Consider the following 20,412-nt stretch of genomic DNA (forward strand, 5'->3'; position numbering starts at 1 on the left):
AGGCGCGGGGTCAAGTTCGTGGGGTGTCTCACCGCCCTATCCGGACCCGAACACCAAAGAAAAACCGACATATCTTTCCTTCGGCGTCGCATCTACTTAGATTGGATCCGTTTCGCCATGAAGACGCTCGCCTTGCTCTCACTCGCCCTGATCGGGCCGCTCGCCGCCGCTCCGCGGCTCTTCGTTTCCGAGGACCGGATCGGTCCGGGAACGGGAATTGAAATCATCCTCGACCACGAAGCCGCACCTGCCGACCGGGTCGGCCACGAAGCCGCCACCAAGTGGCTGGCCATCGAGCCCGCGTGGGCCGGGAAGACGGTCTGGAAGGATGCCAACGTGCTGAAGTTCGAGCCGTCGGAGGCGCCGAAACTCGGCACGTCCTACACCTTCACCCTGGTCGGGAAGCACATCCACCTCGACGGCTCGGAGGTTCCTACCGGCAAGCTCGGCAAGGCGTCGACGCCGTCACCCGGGATCGACTACGGCACGATGCTCCACCGCTACCAGTCGGGATGGTCGCCCCGGACCGCCGCCTACTATCTCTGCTTCAACGACATGGTGGATCCGGATCGCGCGGCCGCCTTTTTCCACTACGTCGATGAGACGAACCGCAAGGTGACGGCGAAGGTGCGGCGGGCGACTTTCGGCGAACTCAAGCAACCGGGCTACGTGCAGCCGACTTTCCGCGAACGCTACGAGGCGGTCCTGACGGGGACGCCCTACGAACCGGAGCTCAAGCCCGAGTTCGAGATTGCCGGTGGCCTGATCGTCGAGCCGGCCTCGCCACTGCCGGTCGGCGAGGAATGGAAGCTAGTGATCGGTGACGGCTTGCCGGTGGGAGAGAGGAAATTGGCATCAGCCACGAGCCGGAGGATTGGCGACATCAAGCCGTTCGAACTGCAGGGCGCCTTCGCCAGAACGATCGCCGACGAACCGCGCCGGATAGTGATCGACTTCAGCCTCAATCTTCCGGGCGAGCTTCCGGAGGGCGCGGTGCGGGTCGAGCCGGATGTGCCGGACATGAAGATCGTGACCGATGATGACGACGTGGAAATCCATGGCGACTTTTCCGCCCATGACCGCTGGACCGTCTTCATCAGCGACCAGATTGCCTCCTACGACGGTCGGAAGATCGACGCGGCCGCGGTCAAGAAGCTGGAGTTCAAACACCTTGAGCCGGCGATCGGCCTGGCCAGCGAGGACGAGAGCCAGCTCGCTTCGGGGTCGCGCCATTACCGGGTCTCGACGGTGAATGTCGACACGCTGCGCGTCAGGGTGAAGCAGCTCAACGGCTCGCAGCTGATCCGCGCCCAGCAGGGATACCGCTACTACACCGGGCGCGGAGCGGATGGTGAGCCGCTGCGGCCCCAGCGGCTGATGCCCTACGAGCTGATGGTCGGAAAAACGATCTCCGACTTCGAGATCGAACTGGAGAACGGGATCGATACCTCGCGGGAGCTGCACCTTGACTGGGACAAGGTGCTGGCGGGCGATCCGAAGCCTTACACGTTCGGAGCGCCGCCGGAGGAACCGCAAACCCCGGCGACCACGGATCCCGCGGCGCTGTTTCTTGAGATCACCGGCACGCCGAAGGCGGGGGTCCGCTCCGGGCGCTCGCGCGCGGTGCAGTCGCTGGTGCAACTCACCGACCTCGGCATGGCTTGGAAGATCACCGGCGAGGAGGCGAAGGTGTTCGTCTTCTCCTGTCTGACCGGCAAGCCGCTCGAAGGGGTGGAAATCGATATCTTCGGAGAGGATGCCGAGAGGCTCGGTGAGGTGGCAACCGATGCCAACGGGCTCGCCCTGCTGCCGCGCGACGACAAGGCCCGCCACCTGCGCGCGAACCTCGGCAAGGACCAGTTCTCCGCGCCATTCGACGCGGCGATGCCGACCGTCGGCATGTGGAGGTTCCCGGTGCGCTACTCGTGGCAGACGCTGCCGATGGAAAGCCGGCGCCTTCTGATGTTCTCCGACCGCTCGCTGTATCGCCCGGGCGAGGAGGTGCATGTGAAAGGCATCGTCCGCACGCAGAACGGCAACGCGATCGAGAAGCGGGACGCCGGCACGGTGCGGTTCACGGTGACGAACCCGACCGGGACCGAGATCGTCGGAGAAGATATCGAGATTTCGGAAACGGGATCGTTCGACCATTCGTTCCGGCTGCCGCCCGAAACGACCGGCTTTCACCAAGTGGCGGTGGTCTGGACGGACGAACTGAAGAAGGCGGGGGAGATCGAGAACTGGGTCGATCGCAGCCACGCCGTCGAGAGCGCCCGCTTCACGCTGGGTCTGCGGGTCGAGGAGTTCCGGCGCAATGCGTTCGAGATCAGCCATGAGGTCGAGAAGGCGGCACCCGGGGCCAGCGAGGTCTCAGTGGATCTCACCGCGAAGTACTACCACGGCCAGCCGCTGGCGAAGGGCGAGGTCGGTGTGTGGACGCAAGTGACGGACCGCAACTTCTACCCGGACCGCTTCCGTGACCACCTCTTCGGCGATCATCGGCAGCAGGATTTCCACTACTGGTATCACTACTTCGGCTACCGTTGGGAGGACGACTACGGCCGTCGCCGCTCGGAGACCGAGTCGCGCGAGATGGAACTCGGAGAGGACGGAACGGTGCGCGTGACCACGCCGATTCCCGAGGCCGAGTTCCCGATGCTGCGCGATGTGAGCGTGCAAACCGAAGTCACCGATGCCAATCGACAGACGCTGACCAAGACGAGTTCGGCACGCGTGCATCCGGCCTCGGTGTATGTCGGTGTCCGCAGGCTCGACCGGCTCGTCCGGGCCGGCGACCGGTTGCCGCTCGACGTGCTTGCGGTCGATACCCAAGGCAACACCTTCGAAGGCGATCTGGAAATCGCGGTGAAGCTTTCCCGCGAGGTCAACGAGCAGGTGAAGATGGTGCTGCCCGACGGCCGGGGATCGGTTCGCAACGACAAGCGGCAGGAGGAGCTTTCCACTTCGACGCTGCAACTGGCGGGAGGAAAGGGAACCGAATTCCTCTTCGCGCCGGAGAAGTCCGGCCGCCACACGATCGAGCTCCGCGGCACGGATCCGGAGGGACGGCCGTTCGCGACCGCGATGACCGTCCATGTTTACGGCACCAACGAGTATCCCTGGGCCTACGAGGACAACATGCGGATCAAGCTGGTATCGGAGAAGAAGATGTATCGTCCCGGCGACACCGCGCGGGTGCTGGTGCTGTCGCCGATCAAGGGCACCGCGCTGGTCACGGTGGAACGCGAGAATGTCACGCGGTCGTTCCTGACCGAACTCGATCCGGCGAACCCGGTCGTCGAGGTTCCGCTCGAGGATGATGACGCGCCAAACTGCTACGTTTCGGTGCTCGTGATCAAGGGCGCACAGGACAGCCTGAGGAAGTTCAAGGAGCCGCAGCTCCGGCTCGGTTACTGCGGATTGAAGGTCGAGAACCTGCGCGACCGGCTGGCGGTCGAAATGGAGCGGGTCGATGGCGAGCATGCCGCCGAGTCGGTCGATGGCGAACTGGTCCAGTTGCTCCCGGGCAGCGAGATGAAGCTCGCCGGGCAGGTGCTGCTCGCCGACGGCAAACCCGCCGCGAATGCCGAGGTCACGGTTTATGCCGAAGACGAAGGCACGCTGGCGGTGGTTGGCTACGAGACGCCCGATCCGATGGCGTTTTTCTACGATCCGCGATTCCTCCGGGTGGAATGCGGAACGTCGCTCGGCAATTTCATCCCCGAGGCGCCGGACGAGCAAAGCTTCTTCAACAAGGGACTCTTTATCGGCGGCGGCGATGGCTACGCGAGCGAGGCGCTCGAGTCGCCGAGAAATGACTTCAACCCGTGCGCGTTCTGGCAGCCGGCGGTGATGACCGATGCCGAAGGCCGCTTCACGGTGACCGCGAAGCTCCCGGACACGCTGACCCGCTACCGTCTGATCGCGGTGGCGCATCACGGAGAGGCGCGGTTCGGCCACGCCGAGTCGGCCTTCAAGGTGAACAAACCGCTGATGCTCGAGCCGCAGGTGCCGCGCTTCGCGAGTGAGGGTGACTCCCTCGAAATGCGGGCACTGGTCCAGAACGCCTCCGACGTCGAGGGTGTTTGGAAGGTGACGCTGGTTCCGAATCCTCCCGCCTCGGATCCGGTGGCGGCCTTCGCCGAAGGAGTCGAGGAGAGCGCGATGGTCACGCTGGCGCCCGGCAAGTCGCAGAGCGTGTCGTTCCGGGTCGACTTCCGGAACACCGGTGAAGCGGTGATGAACTGGCGGGCAGAACCGGTCTCGCTGTCGGGCGCCGAGCCGACACCGGCGATGCGTCGTCGTCATGCGGACTCGGTGGAGTCGGTCTTCCAGGTCGAATATCCGGTCCCGCTGATGCGCCAGACGCGTCTGATCCGCCTCGACCGCCAGTCCGACCCGCTCGACCTCCTGGGCGACTTCGATCCGGCCTTGCTCGAAGGTCGCGGCCACCTCGAGGTCGAGATGTCCCGCTCGCTGCTGCTCGAGGCCGGGGGAGCGATCGATTATCTACTGCGATACCCGTACGGATGCATCGAGCAGACCACCTCCTCGCTGATTCCGTGGCTGGCGGTCGATAAATTGCGCCCGGTTTCTCCTTCAATGGCGAAGCACACGCCCGAGGAGGTGGAGGAAGCCATCCAGGGCGGTATCGACCGGTTGCTCTCGATGCAGAACAGCGACGGCGGCTTCGGCTACTGGAGCGGCGCCGGGGATTCGGCCCGCTGGGCGAGCAGCTACGCCGGACTCGGACTGGTGCTGGCGTCCGAGGAGGGCAGCGTGCCTCCCGGCGCGATCGATCGACTGGGTAATTACCTGATCCGGCAGCTCCGGGAGCTGGATGAAGAGACTTCGTCGTGGGAACTGGAGACGATCGCGCGTGATCTCTGGATCCTCGCCCTAGCCGATAAGCCTCAGGAAGCCTACGTCAACAAGCTCCGCGACCGCTTGGATGACTTGGACGGGCGGGCCCGCTGCTTCCTTGCGCTGGCCGAGATTGCGGCCGGAAACAACGATGCCGCCCGCAAGATCATGGAGGCTCCGCTTTCCGGCAAGGGAACCGGCGCGCGGTGGATGCGGTGGCAACCGGATCACGCCTACAAGCTGCTCGTCTGGAGCGTGCTCGATCCCGGTTCGGAACAGGCGGTGACCGCGCTCGACCGGCTGCTGAGGGACCGCAATCCCTACGGCCACTGGCGCACGACGTGGTGCAACTCATGGTCGATCCTCGCGCTCGCGGCGTATGCGGAAACCGAGAAGGATCTCGGCCCGACCGAACTCGTCCTGAACGACGGCAACCGGCCCGATGTCATGACCCTCGATGCCACCGATTTGGCATCGTCGCGCAGCCTTCCGCTCCACCCCGGCCTGAAGCTCGCGGTGACTTCCGACGGCCCGGCATTCATCCGTCTGAAGCTTGAGTCGAAACCGAAAATCGCACCGCTGCAGCCGGTGGCGGTCAACGGGCTCGAGGTGACCCGCTTCTACCAACGGGTGCATCCCGACGGAACCACCGAACCGCTCGACTCACCGAAGATCGGCGACCTGATCCGGGTTGATCTGCGGGTCACCTTGCCGGGCGATGATTCCCGCTATCTGGTCGTCGAGGATCGCTTGCCGGGCAATTTCGAAGCGATCAACAACACCTTCGAGTCGCAGGCAGCGAACATGAATGCCGGCGGCACGAGCGAGGAGAGCTGGACGGTCTCGCACAACGAGATCCGGGACGACCGGGTGATGTTCTTCCTCGACCGCGTTTACCGTCGCGGCACGCAGACGCTCAGCTACCTCGCGCGCTGCACGATCGAGGGCGAGAGCTTCGCACCGCCGGCGAAGGTCGAGGCCATGTATGACCCCGACCAGACCGCGTTGTCGGCCAGCCGGTCCTTCGAGGTGAAGTGAGTGAAGGCGCGACTGTCGTGAAGAAGCCCCTCCACCGCCGCAAGCGCTTGATCGTTCCCGCCGCCCTCGGGGTGGCGGGCTTGGTCGGCTGGTTCGGCGTGCCGTGGCTGGCCCCCTTGCCGGAGTCGCTGGCTGAAAGCGAGGCGTCGCCGGTGCTGCTCGACCGTCACGGCGAGGCGCTGCATCACCTGACGCTGCCCGACTTCACCCGCCGGGCTCCGGTTTCTCTCAAGGAAGTCCCCGATGACCTGATCGCCTGCACGCTGGCGGCGGAGGACAAGCGCTTCCATTCGCACGGAGGCATCGACCTGCTGGCGACGGCCCGGGCGGCGAAGGACTGGATGACCACCGGGCACGCGGTTTCCGGGGCATCGACCATCACCCAGCAGCTCGTGAAGTTGTCCGGGCCGACCCGTGAACGGAACCTGTGCGCGAAGATCGAGGAGGCGATGGCGGCGAGGCACCTCGAGATGCGATGGTCGAAGGACAAAATCCTCGAAGCCTACCTGAACCGGCTCGACTACGGAAACCTGCGGATCGGTCCGGCCGAAGCGGCCCGCTTCTACTTCCAGAAGCCGCTCGACCAGCTTTCGCTCGGCGAGTGCGCGTTGCTGGCGGGCCTGCCGCAGGCACCGTCGCGCCTGGATCCCACCGAGCATCCCGAGCGGGCTCTCGGACGGAGGAATGTCGTGCTCGACCGTCTTGCGGCGGCCTTCGATTACGATGAAAGCCGTATTTCGGCAGCGCGCGACGAACCGGTCCGGCTTCGGCCGCTTGAGGAAGAGCGGATCGCGCCATGGCTGCCCGAGATGGTCGCTTCGGAGACCCGCACGACGCTTGATGGCGAACTGCAGCGGGACGTCGAGGCGATCGTGACGGAGGAACTCGCTCCCTTGCGCGACTCGAACCTGCGGCACATGGCGGTGGTCGTGATTCACAATCCGACCGGTGAGATCCTGGCGCTCGTTTCCTCCGGTGACTGGGATGACCCGAGGGGCGGCCGCATCAACGGCGCGATGTCGCCGCGATCGCCGGGCTCGGCACTCAAGCCGTTCACCTACCTGCTCGCATTCGAGAACGGGCGTTCGCCCGGCTCGATCGTGGCGGACATCCCGACCCGTTTCCGGACGATCGAGGGGCTCGACACGCCCCAGAACTACGACCGTGCCTACCGGGGCCCCGTCACCATTCGTGAGGCGCTCGCCTGCTCGCTGAATGTCCCGGCGATGCGCGAGTTGAACCGGCTCGGCGGGCCGGAGCCGCTGTATCGTCTGCTCGACGAGTTGGGCCTGACCACCCTTGGCGAGGACTCCAGCGATCTCGGTCTCGGCCTGACGATCGGCAATGCTCCGGTGCGATTGATCGAGCTGACCAATGCCTACGCCGCTCTGGCGCGGGGTGGGGAAAGCTTCGCGCCGAGCTTGTTCCCGCGCTCCGATCCGCCGGAAACGAAGCGCATGTTCGACAAGGCCTCGGCTTTCCTGATTGCCGACATTCTCGCCGATCCGGCGGCGCGGGCACCGGCCTTCGGACGTCGTGGCCCGCTCGAACTGCCGTTTCCGTGTGCGGCGAAGACCGGGACCTCGACCGACTACCGGGACAACTGGTGCCTCGGATTCACCGGCGAGTTCACCGTCGGCGTGTGGGCCGGGAATTTCGATAACTCGCCGATGAAAGGGCTTTCCGGCGTGGCCGGCGCTGGGCCGGTCTTCCAGAGGACCATGCGGCGGCTGCATCGCGACGTGGCACCGTCTTGGTTGGAACGGCCGGACGGGCTGGTGAAGGTCCGCATCGATCCACGCAGCGGTCGGCAGGTCGGGCGGAAGGCGGCCCGTTCGGTGATCGAGTGGGCGCGATCGGACGCCGAACCGCCACCCGCCGGACCGGAGGACTACGACGAGCGTGGGCGCCTGTTCCTCGATGCGTCGTACGGCGAATGGTTGGCGTCGGATGAGAACCGCCGCCGCTCCGAGTTCGCGCCGATGCCCGCGATGCCGGCGGAGTCACCGCTGCGAGTGCTCGCGCCGCGGGATGGCGTTACTTACGTCCTCGATCCCGAACTGCCGAACGGTGGGCGGCTTCACCTGGCGACGAATCTGCCCGGGCTCGTGAGCTGGCGCTGCGACACACTCGATCTCCAGCCCGGGACCCCCGAGCCGGTGGCGGCACTGCGGCCCGGGCGTCACGTGCTTGTCGCCACCGACCCCCGGAGTGGGGAAACGACGGAGATCGCGATCGAGGTCGAGCAGCGGTGAAGTGGACCGGGGCTCCGCGGCCCCCTGAAGGGGGAACTACAAACCCCAGTGGCGCGCTTGCGGAGTTTGTAGTTCCTCCTTCAGGAGGCCTTTCTAGCAGCCAAATTTTCTTCCGGCCCGCGCCCGGACTCTCCAGCATTCGATCATGATTTCTCCGGAATCCTACGAGAACCTCGGATCGTTCTACCTCGGCCGCGAGTATGATGCGGAGGCCGGCAAGCCCGATGGCGATCTGCTCCTCTACGACTCGAAGGATCTCGTGACCCACGGAGTGGTGCTGGGGATGACGGGTTCGGGCAAGACGGGCCTGTGCATGGCCTTGCTTGAGGAAGCGGCGATGGATCACGTGCCGGCGATCGTCATCGATCCGAAGGGCGACATCGCCAACCTGATGCTGACGTTTCCCAATCTTGCTGCCGAAGACTTCCGGCCATGGATCAACGAGGACGACGCTTCGAAGAAGGGCGTTTCTCCCGACGATTACGCTGCGAAGACGGCCGCGATGTGGAAGAACGGCCTCGCGGAGTGGGGGCAGTCGCCCGAGCGGATCGCGACGCTTCAGGAGCGGGTCGATGTCAACATCTTCACCCCGGGTTCGAATGCCGGCATCCCGGTCTCGATCCTCTCTTCACTCGAGGCGCCGCCATTCGAAGTCATCGACGACGGTGAGCTGCTCGGCGAGCGGATCGAGTCGACCGTCTCGTCGCTTCTGTCGCTGGTCGGAGTCGATGCCGATCCGATCCAGTCTCCCGAAGCGATCCTGCTCGCGAACATCTTCGCGAACGAGTGGCGCGGTGGCCGCGACCTTTCCCTCGAGAGCCTGATCCGACACATCCAGCAGCCGCCTTTCGACAAGGTCGGCGTGATCGATGTCGAGAGCTTCCTGCCGTCGAAGAAACGCCAGGACCTCGCGCTGCGCTTCAACAACCTGCTGGCTTCCCCGGGCTTCGCCACCTGGCTCGAGGGTCCGCCGCTCGACATCGCCAAGATGCTCCACACGCCGCAGGGCAAGCCGCGGATCTCGATCTTCTCGATCGCCCACCTCTCCGACAGCGAGCGGATGTTCTTCGTCAGCCTGCTGCTCAACCAGATGCTCGGCTGGATGCGCGCGCAGAACGGCACGACCTCGCTGCGGGCCCTGCTCTACATGGACGAGATCTACGGTTACCTGCCGCCGACCGCCAATCCGCCGAGCAAGAAGCCGATGATGACGATGCTCAAGCAGGCGCGTGCCTTCGGTCTCGGATGCCTGTTTGCCACGCAAAACCCGGTCGACCTCGACTACAAGGCGCTGTCGAACATCGGCTCGTGGTTCCTCGGACGGCTGCAGACCGAGCGCGACAAGCTGCGGGTGCTCGACGGTCTAGAGGGCGCGGCCGCTTCGCAGGATGCGGGTTTCAACCGGTCCGAGATGGAGAAGCTGCTCTCCGGCCTCGGCAGCCGGGTGTTCCTGATGAACAACGTCCACGAGGACGCGCCGGTGCTTTTCCACGTGCGCTGGGTGATGAGCTACCTCGCCGGTCCGTTGACCCGCACGTCGATCAAGAAGCTGATGGACCCGAAGCGTGACGCCTTCGCTGGAAATACGAAGGATGCCGTAGGCGAGAAACCTTCGAATCCGATGGCGATGCCGTCGTCTTCCGCTCCGGCCGCCGCGCCGAGGCCGGCGTTGGGTTCCGGTGTGACCGAACACTTCGTTCCGCTGGCCGGATCGGGGGAAGGGATCGTTTACCGTCCGCACCTGCTGCGCGCCGGGACGGTTCACTTCGCGTTGGCCAAGGCGAAGGTCGAGGGCTCGCGCACGGTGATGAAGGTCAACCCGATGAAACCCGACGCGATCGACTGGGATCACGAGGTCGAGGTGAAGACGGCGGAGTGGGCCGAACAACCGGCCGAAGGCGCGGGATTCGCCGAACTGCCGGGGTATGCGATGAACGCGGACAACTACAAGCAGGTCGAAAAAGACTACGACGAGTGGCTTTATCGCAACGAGAGGGCCGAGATCCTCTCGTGTCCGGCGCTCGATGCCTTTGCCGGATTGGGCGAGAGCGAGGAGGCATTCCGCGGTCGGCTCGGCCACGCGGCCCGCGAGGCGCGCGACGAGGCGGTCGAGAAACTGCGCGACAAGGTCGAGTCGAAGCTGAAGACGCTGGAGAACCGCAAGGAGAGCGCCGAGCGGACGCTCGAGCGGGAGAAGGGCCAGGCGGACTCGGCCAAGATCGATGCCGGGATGAGCGTGCTGGGTAGCCTGCTCGGTGGGTTGCTGGGCGGCCGGCGGCGCAGCGCTTCGACGGCGGTGAGGCGGTCGTCGCGGGCCTACCAGCAGCACCGCGATGTGGCGGCGGCCGAAGCGAAGGTCGAGGGGATTGAGGAGGACATCGCCGAGATGAAGGCTGAGTTGGAGGAGGACGTTCGCAAACTTTCCGAGGAGTTCGACCCGCAGTCGCTCGAGCTCGAGACCGAGGTCCTCAAGCCGACCCGGGCGAACGTGGAGGTCGATGAGGTCGCTCTGCTTTGGCTGCCCTACGACGAGCAAGGGGGAAAGGCGTGGTAGGTAGGGACGAGCGCCCTCGCTCGTCCGCGGTCGGTCGCGCTCGAGGCTTGGTTAAGAACCGTTTAGGCAGCTCCCTCGGCGGTCGGCCGAGGGCGTCCGACCCTACCCTTGCGAGGAGCGAGCGGCTCGGTAGGTTCATTTCATGACCCGCCGCATCTTCCTCCTGCTCTTCGCCATGACCGCCTCGCTGTTCGCCCGCGAGGCGAAGGAGGATGCGCGGATCGACGCACTTCTGAAGAAGGTCGCCTCACTCGAAGGAGCGACCTTCATCCGCAACGGCTCGGAGCACAGCGCGAAGGAAGCGGCCGGTCATCTGCGCAAAAAACTCGGCCGGGCGGGGGAGAGGGTGAAGACCGCGGAGGACTTCATCGACGGCTGCGCGACCAAGTCGTCGATCACCGGCAAACCCTACAAGATCCGCTTTTCCGACGGATCGGAGAAGGAGTCGGGACCCTACCTCCACGGCGAGCTCAAGAAGATCGGTGCCGCCGGGTGATCGGGTAACGTCGCGCTAGCGCATCGCTCGCAGCACCAGCTTCTCCGTCGCGTCGGCGGTGGCCATGGCGTTGACGACCCACTCTCGCGCGTAGCCTTGGAAGCTCATGTCGGGGGAGGCAAGGCAGGTCAGGCAGATCAGGATCAGCAGGTTGGCGACGTAGATGATCATTAGCGACAGGAAGGTGCCGTTGTCGCGGAGGTCCGGCTGGTCGCGGGGGATCATCCACAGCGTCCACAGCAGGTGGAAGGTCCAGAAAAAGCCGAGCAGCCCGTAGAGCGACTTCATCGCGGCCGGCGACAGATCGACGAAGATCCCGACACAAGCGTAGATCCCGACGATCAGCGCCGCCCACAGCGGAACGAAGTAGGGGGCGAGCGCGATCAGGATGTTCGACTTGTCGGTGGTGACATAGCCGCCGTCGACGCTGACGCCCCAGTCGCTGACCGTGCCCCGGCACAGCCGGATGAACAGGATGTGGGTCAGTTCGTGGCCGAGGACGTAGAGGTAGAGGAAGAAATTCCAGAGCAGGCCGGAGGCGAACCAGCCGACCATCAGCAAGGCACCGGTGGCGAAGTACCAGAACGGGCTCGATGCCCAGAAGCTCCGGTCCAGCGCGGCGCTTGAGAACAGGTTGAAGAAGGTCCAGCTGGTGACGCCCGCCAGCGGGATCAGCAGGATCGCCAGCAGCCAGCGGAACATCCGCAGGGCGATGTGTGGCGACTCTTCGGCTGGGACCGCGCCGGCGATTGAGGCGTGCACCCACTTGTGGTGGCGACGGTTCGCCGGTCGGTTGGCGCAGACCTTGGCCCGGGCGCTGGCGAGCTTGATCGACTCCGTGAAGCCGGGTCGTGTCCGGCGGCGATTGCCTCCGGTTTTCGAACCGAGTCGGAGCTGCTTCCGGGGTGGAGCCATGAGCGGCCCCGGAGATACTTCGGGAATCTTAATCAATCAAGATCGAAGACGGCCAAAGCGGTGTTTATTTGACCACCTTTTTGTCAGCGTCCTTCCAAGCGGTGATGCCGCCCTTGAGATCGTAGACCGTTTCGAAACCAAGCTCTTCGAGTTGCTTCGCGGCCCGGGCGCTGCGACCTCCGCTGCGGCAGTAGACGACCAGCGGCTTCGACTTGTCGAACTTCTCGGCCACCTTGGCGGCGAAGTCGTCGCTGCCGATCTCGACCCGGGTCGCCCCTTCGAGATGCCCTTCGTCCCATTCTTCTTGGGTCCGGACGTCGAGAAGCTGGGCTTTCTTGGCGATCAGTTCCTCGGCCTTGGCCGGCTCGACCTTGTCGGCGGCACAGGCGGTGAGGGAGAAGACGGCGAGGAGGGGAAGGATGAGCTTTTTCATGATGGCTACCCTGCCTCGGGTGGAACGGCTGTCAATTCGTGGTGCGCGGACTTCAGTCCGCATCTTCGTCACATCCGGGGTTCCGGGGCGGACTGAAGTCCGCGCACCACGGGACTACCGCCACTCGCCGCGTTGCTCGCGTTCGTATTCGATCCGGTCCTCGAGGTTGCGGGCCTTGACCCGGTGGTTGCGTTTGGCGCGACGCTCGGTGGTGATCTGGCGTTTCTTGGCGCGGCGCTGGAGGTCCTCGATCTCCTCGTCGAGCCGGAGGAAACTCTCCAACCGCTCGATCTCAAGTTCACCGGCCTCGACCGCGGCGCGGATCGCGCAGCCCTTGTCGGTGCCGTGCTTGCAGTCGTGGAACTTGCACTCGGCAGCGACCGCCTCGACGTCGGCAAAGCTCTCGCGGAGCGTCTGCTCGTCGGTCCACATCTGGATCTCCCGCATGCCCGGGTTGTCGATCAACATGCCACCGCCCGGCAGCAGGACGAGCTCGCGGGAGGTGGTCGTGTGGCGGCCCTTGCCGGTCACCTCGTTCACCTCGCTGGTCCACTGCCACTCCTCGCCCATCAGCTGGTTGACCAAGGTCGACTTGCCGACGCCGCTCGATCCGACGATGCACATTGTCGATCCGGGCGAAAGGTGACGCTTCAGAATCTCAAGGCCGCTGCCCTCGAGCGCACTGGTGAGATGAATTTCGGCCTCGGGGCTGAGCGCCTGAAGCTCGGCGACCGCCTCGTTGCATTGATCCTCGGGAAATGCATCCGACTTGTTGACCAGCACCACCGGCTTCGCACCGCTTCGGCCGATCAGGGCGAAGTAACGCTCCATCCGGCGCGGGTTGTGGTCGGGGCCGGGGTCGGTGACGACCGCGATCACATCGACGTTCGTCCCGATGACCTGCTCCTCGACGCTCTTGCCCGGCACCTTGCGGGAAAAGCACGAGCTGCGGGGCAGGCGGGCACGGATGACGTGGTCCTCGTTTTCGCCTCCGAGTTCGACCGCCACCCAGTCGCCGACCGCGGGCAGTTCGGCATCGGTCGGGGCGTCGTGCCAGACCTTGCCCGAGAGCACCACGTCGATGTCCTCGAGCTGGCCGTCGTTATCGAAGACGAACGCTCCGTAGTTGATCGGCGTCTCGCGGTTCAGCCGGGCGGGGACGCGACCTTGCTTCGCATGCGGCTCGAAAGCCTGTGCGAGTTCGTCGTTCCACCCGAGATCGGCGAGGGTCATCCGGCGCGGACCATACGCGGCCCGCGCGGCCGTGTCGACCCGAGGAGTGGCGCTTTCCAAGCGCCATATCTAGGGGTGGCGGCTTCCAGCCGCCGGTTCGGCAGCGCGGTCAGGAGACCGCCGCGCCCACCCATGGCGCCCGGAGGGCGCCACTCCTTGCCGAAACGGATTCGCTCCCACTTTGATCTTTCAACCGCTCAGATTTCTGGCGAGATGCTGCGGACTTATGACTCATCGATTTCTTTCCGCCGCGTTGGGTGTTTGGGTGGCTCTTTCCGGAGCGACGGCCTCGGCGGCTCTCAAGGTCGGCGATCGCGCTCCGAAAATCGCGCCGGGAAAGTGGGCGCAGGGTGAGCCGGTCGGTGAGCTGGAAGGCGACAAGGTCTACATCGTCGAGTTCTGGGCGACGTGGTGCGGGCCGTGCATCGCCGCGATTCCCCACGTCAATGACCTGTCGAAGAAGCACTCCGGCGACGGACTGGTGGTGGTCGGCCAGAATCTTGGCGAGGACGAGGCGACGGTCACCGGCTTCGTCCGCAAGATGGGCTCGAAGATGACCTACCGCGTGGCGGTCGATGATGCCGCGGGCACGATGTCGAAGACCTGGCTGAAGGCCGCGGGCCAGAGCGGAATTCCCTGCGCCTTCGTGGTCAACAAGAAGGGGAAGGTCGCCTACATCGGCCACCCGATGCGGCTGGAGGAGTCGTTCATCAAGAAGCTGCTTGCCGAGGAGGGCACCGCGCCCGCTCCGAAGGAAGCCCCGGTGGCGGCCGCTCCGAGCGAGAAGGCGAAGGCGCTCGAAGCGAAGGCGACGGAATTGCTGGCGGCAGGTAAACCTGAAGAGGCAGCGCCGGTGATCGCCGAACTGCACGAGGAACTTGCTGACGGTTTCCGCCACATCGGCGGGCTGATGGAGCTCGATCTGATGATCGCCCGCAAGCAGCACGCCGACGCGGTCGCCTTGGCGGGGATCCTTGCGGAAGACTTCTCCGCCAAACCGGAGGTTGTGCTCGGGGTGGCGAAGCGCCTCGCCGCTGCCACCGCCGCCACGCCGTCGATGCTTGATGCTGCCACCGGCCTGGCGCAGCCGCTCTCGTCCGGCGACGGTCCGCAGAAATCCGGTGCTCTCGAAGTGCTCGCAAGCGTGGCCTTCCGTCAGAACGACCGCGAGCGCGCCGTGAGCCTGCAGAAGCAGGCGGTCGAGTGTGCCGATGCCTCGCAGGCCGCGGCGGCGCGGGAAGTGCTGCAGGCCTACGAAGACGGCCGCCAGCCCTGAGCCCCTTGAACGGCTCCGCCCCCTTTTCACCCTTCACTCCATGATTGCTACGCAACCCCACTTTGTCACCGCCGTGCGCGAACGCGTCGGCGAAGTCGTCGTCGGTCAGGACGTCGTCGTCGAACGCATGATGATTGCCCTCTTGACCGGCGGCCACCTGCTGCTGCTCGGTGTGCCCGGCACGGCCAAAACGCTGCTCGTCAACACGGTCGCCAAGGCGGTCGACCTGAAGTTCGGCCGCGTCCAGTTCACCATCGACATGCTGCCGTCCGATATCCTCGGCTCGGAGCTGCTCGACCAGTCGACCGGCAATTTCCGCACCCATAAGGGTCCGGTTTTCACCAACCTGCTGCTGGCCGACGAGATCAACCGCGCCGCACCGAAGGTGCAGAGCGCGCTGCTCGAGGCGATGCAGGAACGCAAGGTGACGATTGGCAACGAGAGCCACGCGCTGCCGACGCCTTTCCTCGTGATCGCGACGCAGAACCCGGTCGAGCAGGCGGGAACGTTCGAGCTTCCCGAGGCGCAGCTCGACCGTTTCATGATCTGCCACCGGATCGACTACCCGACGCCGGATCAGGAGGAAACCGTACTCCGCCGCCAGCTCGGCATGGGTCTCAAACACGTCGATGGCGGTGCGGTTCCGAAGACCGCCTTCGACATGATTTCCAACGAGCCGGTATGCACGCTGCCCGACCTGATCGCGGCGATGGAAACGGTGCAGAAGGTTCACGTCAGCGATGTGTTCATGAAGCACTGCGTCGAGCTCGTCCGGCTGACCCGCGAGCACCCGGCGATGGAGCTCGGCTGTTCGCCACGTGCCGGGCTGGCGCTGGTGCAGGCGGCACGCGCTAGGGCCTTTGTCATGGAGCGCGATTACGTGACGCCCGAAGACCTTTTCGAACTCGCCGAGGACATCGTCCTGCACCGTGTCCGCCTCAGCTACGAGGCACTCGCGGAGGGACGGAAGCCGGAAGAGGTGCTTGAGGAAATCCTCCACCAGCTGGGTTGATCGGCACGATGTCCGACCACGCGCCACTTCCTGACGATCCGCTCGACGCGCGGCAGTTCGAGATCGTTGTCCGGAGGCTCGCCGACGCGCTTGCGTATGGTCAGGAAAGCTCGCCGTTCCTTGGAGCGGGAATCGAGTACGTGCAGTCGCGGCTTTATCAGAATGGCGACCCGGTGAAGTTCATGGACTGGAAGGTGACCGGCCGGACCGGTCGCTACCATGTGAAGGAATACGAGGCCCCGCGGCAGATGCCGGTGTATTTGCTGGTCGACACCTCCGCCTCGATGCGGGTCGGCTCGTGCGCGCCGGGCAAGTACGCGTGGGCGGTTCGCATCGCCGGCGGGCTGGCGCTGGCGGCGGTCGAGCACATGAATCCGGTCGGCTTGATGGGAGTGGGCGGCGCCGGAATGCACCACACGCCGTCGCTGTCCCGCGGATCGATCATGCAGTGGCTGCACCAGCTCCGCCACGAGCGGGCCGGTGGTGAAACGACGCTCGGTCGGCGGGTTCGTGAGCTGATCCCACGGGTCGAGCAGCGCTGTTTGTTTGTCGTGATCAGCGACCTCCACGACCCCGACGCGGTGCCGGCGATCAAACGCATGGCGCAGGACCACGATTGCCTTGTGATCCATCTCGAAGACCCGGCTGAGCAGGGGACCCTGAAGGCGGGCTTCTTCCGCGGAGTCGAAGCCGAAACCGGCCGCTCGTTCGTTGCCCACGGGCACAGCCGCTTTGTCGATCGTGGCGATGGCACGATGCTGGCGCGGGCCGGGATTTCCTATCTGCACTTGCCGACCGATGAACAGGTCCTGCCGAGCCTGCGGCATTTCATGAAGAACCGTGCCGGAACGGCGAGGCGACGATGAAAGCGGCCCTCTCCATGCTCATCGCGATGGTTCTGCCCGTCGCCGCGGCTCCCGACGCTCCCGATGACGTATCGGATCCGAATGCGATCGGTATCGAGGAAGGAACGCGCGTGGTTCTCGAACGCGACGACTACATTCCGCGACCGCTCGACGACCGCACGCCGCTGATCGTGCGGCTCGGCGAAGTTTCACCGGTGGAGGACGGCTATTCGTATCGCTTCCACTTCATCGGATTCGAGCCCGGCGAGTACCGCCTGGCGGACTTCCTGATGCGGGCGGACGGAACTCCCGCGGAGGAGCTGGGCGACCGGACCGTGACGGTGAAGACGATCCTGCCGGCCGATCACGACGGCTCGTTGACGCCTCATGTGCCGTCGACGTTTCCGTGGTTCGGCGGCTACCGCACGCTGTTGATCGGACTGGGTGTTGTCTGGGTGCTGGGATGGATCGCGCTGGCATGGTTTGGGCGTCGGCGTCGTGCGGCGGATGAAGCGGTGCAGGAACCGCCGCCGCCGACCTTCGCCGAGCGACTGCGTCCCTATGTCGAGGCGGCCGCCGGTGGCGAGCTCGACAGCCGCGAGCAGGCCGAGCTCGAACGTCTGCTGAGCGCCTACTGGCGGGACCGGTTGAAGCTTCCCGAGCAACGGATGGCGAGTGAGCTGGCCGAGCTGCGCAAGCATCCCGAGGCGGGAGAGCTGATCCGCGCGCTCGAGGGCTGGCTGCATCGTCCGGGCGGCGTTTCTCCGGAACGCGTCGACGATCTGCTGGCGCCCTACCGAACTCCGGTTGGAGAGGAGGTGCGGGCATGAGTTTTCATCACCCCGAGTTCCTCTGGCTGCTGGCCCTGCCTCTGGGCTGGGGATTCTGGCAATGGGTGCGCCGCGGCCACGCCGTGGCCTTGCCCTTCGACCACGGAGCGCAGGGCGAAGGTCGGGTTCCGCGGTTCATGATCCACCTCGCGGGGACCTTGCCGGCCGTCATTCTCGCCGTCGCGGTGCTGATGCTCGCGGGTCCGCGTCGGCCCGCTCCGCCGAGCGATGAACGGGTGCTCAACAACATCCTGATCTGCATCGACGTCTCCGGCTCGATGGGAGTGCCCTTCGGTTCCGGCGGCACGCGATTCGAGGCGGCTGTCGAGGCCGCCCGGAGCTTCTGCGAGTTTCGCAAGGGCGACGCGTTCGGGCTCACCGTGTTCGGTTCGGAATACATCCACTGGGTGCCGCCGACCGCCGAGCTTTCGGCCGTTTCGAATGCGATGAACTACGTCCGCCCGGACAACATGCCGGGCTGGATGGGCGGCACGCTGATCGGCAACGCGCTGCGCGGCTGCCGCGACCAGCTCGTTCGGATCGGAGAAGGGGACCGGGCGGTGGTGCTGATCAGCGATGGCCAAAGCGGCGACTTTTCCAATGGAGGCGACCGTGCCGTGGCGGAGGAGCTCGCCAAGGACGACATCCGGGTCTTCGGGATCCTGATCGGCGACGGTACTGGTGCTGCCGGGCTCGACACGGTCTCGGCGACGACCGGCGGCCGGACTTTCGTAGCGGGTGACCCGGGAGCGCTCGACGAGATCTTCCGCGAGATCGACCGGATGCAGAAGGCGAACTTCAAGCCGTCCACCGCCGAGTGGGTCGACTACCACGAACCCTTCGCGATCGCCGGCGTCTCCGCGCTGTTGCTTTATTCGATCACCCTTCTCGGACTCCGTTATACGCCTTGGTAGGATGTGGGAACCTGAAGACATCCCCTCGCTCGCGCTTGCGGCCGCAGCCATCACGGCGGCGGTGGCCGCGCTGGGCGAGTGGCTCCACGCGCGACGGGTCCGCCGCATCGCCCCGCTCGCTTTCGGCCCCTCCGGCCGGCCGCGGCATTGGACCCGGCCGATGCCGATCCTGCGGGTCGTGGCCATAGCCGCCGCGGCGTGGTCACTCGTGACGCTCGTTTCCTTCGACAACCGGACCCGCGAGCGCCGCACCGGAAACAATGTCGACCGGCATCTGGTGGTGCTGCTCGACGTGTCGCCCTCGATGCTGCTCGACGATGCCGGCGAGGCGGGTGACATGACCCGCAACGCGCGCGCGGCCGAGGTGCTGAAGTCGGTACTCGACCAGGTGCCCGACGACCACGTCCGCCTGACCGCCATCGCCTTCTACACCGAGGCCCGCATGCTGGTGGAGCAATGCCGTGACCGCGAACTGCTGCTTCACCTCGCTTCCGGCACGCCTTTCCACATCACCTACAAGCCGGGCAGGACCGACATTCTCGCATCGGTCAACAAGGCGGGGACCCTGATCAAGGACCTGCCGCGCAAGTCGGCGACGCTGTTGGTCCTTTCCGATGGCGACAGCCTGCCGCCGTCCGGTCTCCAGCCGTTGCCGTCCTCGGTCGACCAGGTGGTTGTGGTCGGCGTCGGCGATCCGGCGCGCGGGGCATTCATCGACGGTCACCAGTCGCGGCAGGATACCTCGAACCTCGGCCAGCTCGCGCGGCGTCTCGGCGGCCGCTACTACGACTGCAACTACCGGCCGCTGCCGCGCGAGGCGCTTGAGTCGCTGACGGCCGAGAATCCGACCGGCTCGATCTGGCGCACCGACCGGCGGATGCTGGCCTTGCTGCTGCTTTCGCTTTCCACTGCTACCCTTTGCCTGATTCCATTGCTACTCGATGCCTTTGGCAGTCCGTGGCGCTATCGTCCCGCTGCCGCCGTCCCAACCTCATGATCCGATGAAACGTTACCTCGCACTCCTTTGGTTGATGCTGCCGCTGCCGCTGGTGGTCCTGCATTTCAGTCGTGGCCAGAAGTGGCTCGAGATCGATGAAGCCCGCGTGCTGGTGATCCAGGGCGAGGATGCGGAAAAGGAAGGCGACTGGGAGGCCGCCGACTCGGCCTACCGCGAGGCGGCGAGGTTGGTGGCAACGGAAAAGCCGGACCTCAAGCTGCGGCTCGATCTCGCCCAGGTCCGGACCCGCTTCCGCAAAGGCGAGGCCGTGGAGGCGATCGATCTTTCCGAAGCGCTGGTCAACGATCCGTCATTCCGCGCCATGCCCGGGGAATTCCGCGAGGAGGCGCGTGAGCTCGCCGGCCGCATTCACTACTATGCCGCTTGGGTGATGCGCCTCGAGGGCGCCAGCCGGGAACTTTGGATGGAGGAAGCCGAACTCGCGCGGCAGAACTACCGTTTGTTGGTCGAGGAATTCGATCACGGCGGAAAGCCGGCCAATGGCAGCGAGCCCGCCGCCCACCAGAAGGACCTTGAGTCCGCGGTTCAGCTGCAGCGGCTCAGCCTGACCGAACTCATGGCGAGGCCTCTGCCTAAGGAAGGCCAGTGCATGGCTTGTCAGGGTCTGAGCGAACAGATGGCCAAGCGTCGCGGGCAACGCGGCAAGAAACCCGGAGTCGGGCCGATGCGCGAAGGGCCGCCCGACAAGGGAGCCGGCCTCGACCGCTTCAAGCCCGGCTCCGGATCCTGA

General features: G+C 65.5%; 14 protein-coding genes. 11 read left to right on the forward strand and 3 right to left on the reverse strand.

Annotation, left to right across the window (positions count from 1 at the left end):
* Nucleotides 1-117 precede the first annotated feature (117 nt).
* The 4 genes from HAHE_RS11360 to HAHE_RS11375 all read left to right on the forward strand — a co-directional run bounded on the left by HAHE_RS11360 (nt 118) and on the right by HAHE_RS11375 (nt 11,206).
* Complete coding sequence (locus tag HAHE_RS11360) at nt 118-5,901, forward strand: alpha-2-macroglobulin family protein (protein ID WP_338684520.1); 5,784 nt, start codon at nt 118-120, stop codon at nt 5,899-5,901.
* A gap of 17 nt (nt 5,902-5,918) precedes the next feature.
* Nucleotides 5,919-8,156 (forward strand): penicillin-binding protein 1C, encoded by a 2,238-nt coding sequence (gene pbpC, locus HAHE_RS11365; RefSeq protein WP_338684522.1) that lies wholly within the window; start codon nt 5,919-5,921, stop codon nt 8,154-8,156.
* A gap of 145 nt (nt 8,157-8,301) precedes the next feature.
* Nucleotides 8,302-10,710 carry an ATP-binding protein gene (locus tag HAHE_RS11370; RefSeq protein ID WP_338684524.1) on the forward strand — a complete coding sequence of 803 codons (2,409 nt, stop codon included), beginning with the start codon at nt 8,302-8,304 and terminating at the stop codon, nt 10,708-10,710.
* A gap of 142 nt (nt 10,711-10,852) precedes the next feature.
* Nucleotides 10,853-11,206: a DUF5329 domain-containing protein gene (locus tag HAHE_RS11375; protein ID WP_338684526.1), complete on the forward strand. Its 354-nt coding sequence runs from the start codon at nt 10,853-10,855 to the stop codon at nt 11,204-11,206.
* Nucleotides 11,207-11,221: 15 nt separating this feature from the next.
* Here HAHE_RS11375 and HAHE_RS11380 read toward each other — a convergent pair whose 3' ends face one another.
* The 3 genes from HAHE_RS11380 to rsgA all read right to left on the reverse strand — a co-directional run bounded on the left by HAHE_RS11380 (nt 11,222) and on the right by rsgA (nt 13,787).
* Nucleotides 11,222-12,121 carry a hypothetical protein gene (locus HAHE_RS11380; RefSeq protein WP_338684528.1) on the reverse strand — a complete coding sequence of 300 codons (900 nt, stop codon included), beginning with the start codon at nt 12,119-12,121 and terminating at the stop codon, nt 11,222-11,224.
* 64 nt (nt 12,122-12,185) lie between these two features.
* Complete coding sequence (locus tag HAHE_RS11385; RefSeq protein ID WP_338684530.1) at nt 12,186-12,554, reverse strand: rhodanese-like domain-containing protein; 369 nt, start codon at nt 12,552-12,554, stop codon at nt 12,186-12,188.
* Between the two features lie 114 nt (nt 12,555-12,668).
* Complete coding sequence (rsgA, locus tag HAHE_RS11390) at nt 12,669-13,787, reverse strand: ribosome small subunit-dependent GTPase A (protein WP_338684532.1); 1,119 nt, start codon at nt 13,785-13,787, stop codon at nt 12,669-12,671.
* A gap of 226 nt (nt 13,788-14,013) precedes the next feature.
* Here rsgA and HAHE_RS11395 point away from each other — a divergent pair, with 226 nt between their 5' ends.
* The 7 genes from HAHE_RS11395 to HAHE_RS11425 are packed head-to-tail and all read left to right on the forward strand — an operon-like array spanning nt 14,014 to nt 20,412.
* Nucleotides 14,014-15,063 (forward strand): TlpA disulfide reductase family protein, encoded by a 1,050-nt coding sequence (locus HAHE_RS11395; RefSeq protein ID WP_338684534.1) that lies wholly within the window; start codon nt 14,014-14,016, stop codon nt 15,061-15,063.
* A 40-nt stretch (nt 15,064-15,103) separates the two neighbouring features.
* On the forward strand, nt 15,104-16,075 hold the full coding sequence (locus tag HAHE_RS11400; RefSeq protein WP_338684536.1) for a MoxR family ATPase: 972 nt from the start codon (nt 15,104-15,106) through the stop codon (nt 16,073-16,075).
* 8 nt (nt 16,076-16,083) lie between these two features.
* On the forward strand, nt 16,084-16,941 hold the full coding sequence (locus tag HAHE_RS11405; protein WP_338684538.1) for a DUF58 domain-containing protein: 858 nt from the start codon (nt 16,084-16,086) through the stop codon (nt 16,939-16,941).
* The gene (locus HAHE_RS11410; RefSeq protein ID WP_338684540.1) at nt 16,938-17,750 is read left to right on the forward strand and encodes a hypothetical protein; all 813 of its coding nucleotides are present in this window, start codon (nt 16,938-16,940) and stop codon (nt 17,748-17,750) included. Before HAHE_RS11405 ends, HAHE_RS11410 begins: the two co-directional genes overlap by 4 nt.
* Nucleotides 17,747-18,664, forward strand: coding sequence for a VWA domain-containing protein (locus HAHE_RS11415; protein WP_338684542.1), 918 nt, complete (start codon nt 17,747-17,749; stop codon nt 18,662-18,664). Before HAHE_RS11410 ends, HAHE_RS11415 begins: the two co-directional genes overlap by 4 nt.
* A 1-nt stretch (nt 18,665) precedes the next feature.
* The gene (locus HAHE_RS11420; protein ID WP_338684544.1) at nt 18,666-19,661 is read left to right on the forward strand and encodes a vWA domain-containing protein; all 996 of its coding nucleotides are present in this window, start codon (nt 18,666-18,668) and stop codon (nt 19,659-19,661) included.
* A 4-nt stretch (nt 19,662-19,665) separates the two neighbouring features.
* Complete coding sequence (locus tag HAHE_RS11425; protein WP_338684546.1) at nt 19,666-20,412, forward strand: hypothetical protein; 747 nt, start codon at nt 19,666-19,668, stop codon at nt 20,410-20,412.

Source organism: Haloferula helveola, assembly GCF_037076345.1.
Taxonomy (GTDB): Bacteria; Verrucomicrobiota; Verrucomicrobiia; order Verrucomicrobiales; family Akkermansiaceae; genus Haloferula; species Haloferula helveola.

Excerpts from the sequence above, each read along its gene's own strand:
- HAHE_RS11375 (WP_338684526.1), top strand. The coding sequence starts at position 10,853 with ATGACCCGCCGCATCTTCCTCCTGCTCTTCGCCATGACCGCCTCGCTG.
- HAHE_RS11370 (WP_338684524.1), top strand. The coding sequence starts at position 8,302 with ATGATTTCTCCGGAATCCTACGAGAACCTCGGATCGTTCTACCTCGGC.
- HAHE_RS11395 (WP_338684534.1), top strand. The coding sequence starts at position 14,014 with ATGACTCATCGATTTCTTTCCGCCGCGTTGGGTGTTTGGGTGGCTCTT.
- HAHE_RS11415 (WP_338684542.1), top strand. The coding sequence starts at position 17,747 with ATGAGTTTTCATCACCCCGAGTTCCTCTGGCTGCTGGCCCTGCCTCTG.
- HAHE_RS11420 (WP_338684544.1), top strand. The coding sequence starts at position 18,666 with ATGTGGGAACCTGAAGACATCCCCTCGCTCGCGCTTGCGGCCGCAGCC.
- rsgA (WP_338684532.1), bottom strand. The coding sequence starts at position 13,787 with ATGACCCTCGCCGATCTCGGGTGGAACGACGAACTCGCACAGGCTTTC.
- HAHE_RS11425 (WP_338684546.1), top strand. The coding sequence starts at position 19,666 with ATGAAACGTTACCTCGCACTCCTTTGGTTGATGCTGCCGCTGCCGCTG.
- HAHE_RS11380 (WP_338684528.1), bottom strand. The coding sequence starts at position 12,121 with ATGGCTCCACCCCGGAAGCAGCTCCGACTCGGTTCGAAAACCGGAGGC.
- HAHE_RS11360 (WP_338684520.1), top strand. The coding sequence starts at position 118 with ATGAAGACGCTCGCCTTGCTCTCACTCGCCCTGATCGGGCCGCTCGCC.
- HAHE_RS11385 (WP_338684530.1), bottom strand. The coding sequence starts at position 12,554 with ATGAAAAAGCTCATCCTTCCCCTCCTCGCCGTCTTCTCCCTCACCGCC.
- HAHE_RS11405 (WP_338684538.1), top strand. The coding sequence starts at position 16,084 with ATGTCCGACCACGCGCCACTTCCTGACGATCCGCTCGACGCGCGGCAG.
- HAHE_RS11410 (WP_338684540.1), top strand. The coding sequence starts at position 16,938 with ATGAAAGCGGCCCTCTCCATGCTCATCGCGATGGTTCTGCCCGTCGCC.
- HAHE_RS11400 (WP_338684536.1), top strand. The coding sequence starts at position 15,104 with ATGATTGCTACGCAACCCCACTTTGTCACCGCCGTGCGCGAACGCGTC.